This is a genomic window from Methylobacterium sp. B1 (assembly GCF_000333255.1).
In the GTDB taxonomy this organism is placed as follows: Bacteria; Pseudomonadota; Alphaproteobacteria; order Rhizobiales; family Beijerinckiaceae; genus Methylobacterium; species Methylobacterium fujisawaense.
Map to the genome: position 1 here is coordinate 1 of NZ_BACT01000531.1, position 4,606 is coordinate 4,606.

Annotated in this window: 5 protein-coding genes and 1 pseudogene; 2 read left to right on the top strand and 4 right to left on the bottom strand. The window is 71.4% G+C overall.

The genetic code is table 11. From position 1 onward, the window contains the following. Window positions 1-359, top strand: a 359-nt coding sequence (locus tag I53_RS15565) for an ATP-binding cassette domain-containing protein (protein ID WP_043352255.1), incomplete at its 5' end; no start/stop codon positions are given. Window positions 360-397: 38 nt separating this feature from the next. On the opposite strand, the gene I53_RS15570 is transcribed toward I53_RS15565, so the two are convergent. Together I53_RS15570 and I53_RS15575 are read right to left on the bottom strand one after the other, a co-directional pair. Further along, window positions 398-1,462: a LacI family DNA-binding transcriptional regulator gene (locus I53_RS15570; RefSeq protein WP_251982332.1), complete on the bottom strand. Its 1,065-nt coding sequence runs from the start codon at window positions 1,460-1,462 to the stop codon at window positions 398-400. Window positions 1,463-2,037: 575 nt separating this feature from the next. Next, window positions 2,038-2,244 carry a hypothetical protein gene (locus I53_RS15575; RefSeq protein ID WP_043352259.1) on the bottom strand — a complete coding sequence of 69 codons (207 nt, stop codon included), beginning with the start codon at window positions 2,242-2,244 and terminating at the stop codon, window positions 2,038-2,040. 238 nt (window positions 2,245-2,482) lie between these two features. On the opposite strand from I53_RS15575, the gene I53_RS15580 reads away from it, so the two are divergent. Next, window positions 2,483-2,704 carry a hypothetical protein gene (locus I53_RS15580; protein ID WP_043352260.1) on the top strand — a complete coding sequence of 74 codons (222 nt, stop codon included), beginning with the start codon at window positions 2,483-2,485 and terminating at the stop codon, window positions 2,702-2,704. Between the two features lie 292 nt (window positions 2,705-2,996). On the opposite strand, the gene I53_RS15585 is transcribed toward I53_RS15580, so the two are convergent. Next, a complete protein-coding gene (locus tag I53_RS15585) occupies window positions 2,997-3,860 on the bottom strand; it encodes an SMP-30/gluconolactonase/LRE family protein (protein ID WP_043352263.1) in 864 nt (287 codons plus the stop codon). 29 nt (window positions 3,861-3,889) lie between these two features. After that, window positions 3,890-4,606: pseudogene (locus I53_RS15590) on the bottom strand (glucose/galactose MFS transporter); the annotation flags it as partial.

Sequence of the window (4,606 nt, forward strand, 5' to 3'; positions counted from 1 at the left end):
GGCGACGCGGCGTGCGCCTGTCGGGGGGGCAGAAGCAGCGCATCGCCATCGCGCGGGTCTTCCTCAAGAACCCGCCGATCCTGATCCTCGACGAGGCGACCTCGGCGCTGGACACCGAGACCGAGCGGGAGATCCAGCGGGCGCTCGCCGAACTCGCCCGCGGGCGCACGACCCTGGTGATCGCCCACCGCCTCGCGACCATCCGGGACGCCGACCGCATCGTGGTCCTGGGGGAGGGCGGCGTGGTCGAGGAGGGCCGGCACGCGGCCTTGCTTGCCGCCGGCGGCCCCTACAGCCGCCTGCACGCGGCGCAGTTCGGACGGGGCGACCCCGAGACGGGCATCCTCGCGGCGGAGTGAGGCGCCCATACGGGCGGCGGAACGCCGGCCTCGGCCGCCTAGGCCTGCGGCCGCGCCGCGGTCGATTCGCGCACGACGAGGCGCGTGGGAAACAGCCGCTGGGCGAGGTCGTCCGGGGCGCGCGTCCCCTCGATCAGCTCGACCAGGGTCGCGAAGGCGAACCGGACCATGTCGAGGGTCGGGACATCGACCGAGGTCAGGCTCGGGACCGAGTAGGCCCCCTGGGTGAGGTTGTCGAAGCCCACGACGCGGATCTCCGCGGGGACCCGCACGCCGCGCTCGTGCAGCGCCTTCAGCGCTCCGAACGCCACCCGATCGCTGGCGGCCACGATGGCATCCGGCCGGTCTCCTGACCCCGTGTCCGGCCGCTCCAGCAGCGCGCGCGTCGCCCGATAGCCGCCCTCGGACGTGCAGTCGCACGCCACCACGCGGTCGTCGCGCAGCGGCAGCCCCGCCTCCGCGAGCGCGTCCCGGTAGCCGCGGAACCGCTCGGCCCCGGCACGCCACCGCCGACCGTCGCCCGCGCCCGTGAAGAAACAGATGGACCGGCTCCCGGCCTGGATCAGGTGGCGGACGGCGTCGCGGGCCGCGTCGCGCTCGGCCTGCATGGCGTAATGCGTGCCGGGAACGTCGAGGCCGAACACGACGAACGGGAACCGCTTGGTCTGCAGCAGGCCGATCAGCGGGTCGTCCTGGCGGTCGGCGAAGACGACGATGCCGTCGACCCGGGCCTCGCTGACCAGGCTGGCGATCCGGCTCAGGCCGTCCGGGTCGTCGCCGCGGCGACACCGGTGGACCAGGGTATAGCCCTGCTGGTCGGTCACGTACCCGAAGGTCTGCAGGACGAGGCCCTGATCGGCCTCCTCCCTCAGATGGAACGCGGCATCGGCGGGCTGCGCCCCGAGGGAGAACACGCAGGCGATGCTGCGACTGGGCTTCTTGCGCAGGGACCGGGCGGCGAGGCTCGGCACGAAGTCCAGGTCGCGCATGGCCGTCTCGATGGTCTCGCGCGTGGTCCGGGCGACCTTCTCCGGATGGTTCAGGACCAGCGAGACCGTCTGGAAGCTCACGCCGGCCCGTCGGGCGACGTCCTTGATCGTCATCTGGCCCATCGTCACCTCGGGAGCCGGTCTGCCCGGCAGGACGGCGCGCCCGCGCCGGGACGGGCCCGGTGCCGGCTCGTTGGGCCCGCGAATCTAGATCTGTATCGATTGGAGATAAAGCCGCTGGCACGGCAACGAAGACGCGTCGCGTCAGCAATAGACCGGTCGTTTCGGCGCGAAATCCGGTCAATCCCTCAGATTTTCGGCGGCTCCGCCGAGCCGTCCCCGGCCTGGACGGCGCGGTTCGCCAAGCAGGTTTCCCGGGCAGGATTTCCGGGCAGGATCTCCACGCAAGCCAAGAGGCGGAATCGGGGCGTGTCGCGTGGCCTGCCCAATCCACAGGCGTGCCCCCCGCACCCCACCGCGCCGCAGCCGAGGGCAGGGGCGCAAGACGGCCGCCCGACGGCCGGCGTCCGACCGCTGTCGCGTCAGCCGGCCCGGGCGCGCAGCCGCTGCATCAGCCTGAGCAGCACGCTACGGATATGGGATCGGAGGCGGGTGGTCTCGGCCATGGGACGCGGTTCGAAGCGCCGGAGCGCGGCGCCTTGAGAAACACGTCCATCGGACGAGCGTTGCTACGCAAAAAGCGGGTTCGCTCCGGCGGCGATGCCCCGGAACCACCGTCCAAGGGTGTAGCGCGAGACCCGCATCGACGCGCGGCCGCGCCCCGTATGATGACTGCGGATCGTCGACAGAACGTTCTTGATATGCGCCCGCAGCGTGGCTTTGCGGAGCGCGGCTTTCTCGGCGCGCGCGTTGGGCGGATCGGTGGAGGTCGACATGTCAGGGGTCCCGACTCCAAGAGCGCCACCTCAGCAAGCCATCGGACATCGGCGGCGGCGTGCCTGGTTCTTATAATCGATAATTCAATCGAGACTGGGCCGCCTTCGCACAGATACAGGCAAATCCGCGTTTTAAATGCATTAAGGTTTATCCGATCAAAGACCGGTCCCAGTCATATTCCGGACTACGTAGAGAGATCAGGACGACCGCCGGAGGGCGGCAGCAGGGGGGAGGTCGGTGTCCGAGCGCTTCTACTTCGACGTCGAGAGCGGCGAGGAAACGATCCGCGACGAGGAAGGCGTCGAGGTCAGCAGCCTGGACGAGGCCCTGGCCGAGGCACGCAGCGTGATCGCCGAGATGGCCGATGAGGTCTGCGCGGCCGATCCCGGCCGCTCCTGGAGCCTGGTGGTGCGCGACACCGCCGGGCGGCCCATCCGCCGGCTTCCGATTCGGCGGTAGCGCCGTGTCGGCGACATCCGACAAGGAGCCCGCCGCGGCAGGGCCGGGCGGGCTGAAGGTGATCTCGTCTCGGAGAAGTGGCGAGCGTAGAGACCGGCCGGGGACCGCGCATCCCCCATCCGGATGAGGCGGCCACACGATCCTGCGAGGATTGCGTCGAGGCCCGCGCGGACGCGGATCGGGCCGCCGCACGGATCGCGTCGGCCGCCCGGGACAACCCGGTCGCCATCAGGCCCCGCCGTCCGGGGACGCTACAGCCACAGGGAAAGGCCTTCCACGGCCGCCGGGCCGGTCAGCCCCCGAAGGCGCGGGGCGGCAGGCCGGTCACGCCGACATCGAGTTCGAACAGGGCCCCCGCCGCCGGCACGTGCTCGGCGCCCCGGGCGGCCGAGGTGACGAACAGGCGGTCGAGCCCTTCTCCCGCGAAGGCGCAGCTCGTGATGTTGGGGGCGGGCAGTGGGATCGCCCGCATCAGTCGCCCCTCGGGATCCACGCGGCTGAGCCGGCCGCCGCCCCAATGGGCGATCCAGAGGCAGCCCTCGGAATCCGTGGTCATCCCGTCGGGCCAGCCCCAGGCCTCCGGAAAGCGCAGGAAGGCGCGCTTGCCCGTCAGCGTGCCGTCCGCGGCGAGGTCGAAGGCGTAGACCGTCCGGGCGGCGCTGTCGCTGTGATAGAGGATCCGGCCATCGCGGCTGAAGGTCGGCCCGTTGGCGACGCCGTAGCTCGTGTCCATCCGCCGCCAAGTCAGGTCGGGATCGAGCCGGTGGAGGGATCCCGAAGCCGCGGTCTCGGCCTGGTGCATGCTCCCGGCCCAGATCCGGCCGGCGCCGTCGACCTTCGCATCGTTCAGGCGGTTGTCGGGCTCGTCGGGCTCCGGATCGCCGATCGGCGTGATCCGGTCGGCCTCGAGGTCGTAGATCGCGAACCCGCTCTTCAGCCCGACGATGAAGTCGCGCCGGCCGGCGCGGGGGATGATCCAGCCCAGCGGCTCCGGGAACGGATGCGTGCCGGTCTCGCCGCGGGCGAGGTCGAGCCAGTTCAGGGCCGGGGCCTCGATGTCGACCCAGAACAGCAAGCCCCGCTCCGGAACCCAGATCGGGCCTTCGCCGAGCCGGTCGCGCCGGGGCCGGTCCAGGATGCGGATCCGCGGGTCCATGGCAGAGCGCTCCCCGATGCCGCCGACGCTCAGGCGCCCGCCGGCCGCGCCGCGGCGGCGGGGCGGCAGCCCCAGAGAGCGTAGAACAGGACGTAGAGTTCGCAGGCGGCGGTGATCAGGAAGGAATGCTGCAGCCCGAACCGGTCCGCCGCCCAACCCTGCACCACCACCAGGGATCCGCCCGCGATCGCCATGATCAGCAGCCCGGCGCCCTCCTCGGTGAGCGGCCCGAGGCCGCGGATCCCCAGGGTGAAGATCGTCGGGAACATGATCGCGTGGAACAGGCCCACCGAGATCAGGGCCCACATCGCCCAGTGGCCGGTCGCGAAGGTCGCCACCAGCATCACCGCGCAGGCGCCGATCGCCGCCCCGGCCAGCACGGTCTCGGCCGCCCGAGCCTGCATCAGGTAGCTGCCGGCGAAGCGGCCGACCATCATGCCGCCCCAGAGCAGGAACAGGTAGCGCGAGGCCTGGGCGTGGGTCAGGTCGCCGATCTCCGGCTGTGAGACGAAGTTGATGAACAGGTTCGACACCCCGATCTCGGCGATCAGGTAGATGAAGATCGCCGGCACGCCGAGCACGAGGTTGCGGTGGCGCCAGAGGGACAGGCCGGCGCGCTCGGCCTTGACGGCCCGGGCCGTGGCGCCGCCGGCGCCGCCCAGGACGGGCAGCGGGAAGCGGGCGATGATCACGGCGAGACCGACGAGGATCGCCGCCACGATCAGGTAGGGCAGCTGCACCGATTG